Source organism: Vibrio sp. 2132-1 (assembly GCF_033344315.1).
In genome coordinates this window covers 1-507 of record NZ_JAWPON010000894.1, presented here as the reverse complement: position 1 = coordinate 507, position 507 = coordinate 1, and the positions used below count along the sequence as shown (strand labels likewise).

Sequence of the window (507 nt, the reverse complement as noted above, 5' to 3'; positions counted from 1 at the left end):
AGTGAAGGGCGGGAATCTTTCTTAAATCAAATGCTGGTGGCGCTTGAGTCGGACAGCCGAGATAAATTCAAAGGCAAAGACCCTGACACCTATTCGTGGTGGAAGATCCGCGTGCAACCTAATGAGTGGCAACAAGCGGAGATAGTCAGGCCAGTAGAAGAGGGAGTGGATACCTCTAACAAGCTGGAGTTTATGGATGTCTCCTATCGTTCAAAAACGGGGTTAAATTTGCGCTCCAAACCGAGTGTAGAGAGTACAAAGCTGGGGCAACTTGAAAAAGGCGAAGTGTTCAATGCGTTGGCGAGAGTTGAAGGAGAACCTTGGATTCTGGTTGAACAAAAAGGCGTTATTAAGGGCTACGTGCATCAAGATTACGTACGCAGCAACGTAGTGAATCGCGATATTTTGTCGACTCAACCGAATCCGTTGCTCGATGCTCAGCAAGCGACTCATTCTGTATCGAGTGCCCGACACGAGCTGCTGGGCAGCTTCACTTGTCGAGCGCTG

Annotated in this window: 1 protein-coding gene; it reads left to right on the top strand. The window is 49.1% G+C overall.

What is annotated here, in order from left to right; all coding sequences use genetic code 11:
• The coding region (locus R8N47_RS28595; protein ID WP_318186533.1) for an SH3 domain-containing protein at positions 1-507 on the top strand (507 nt) is incomplete at both ends.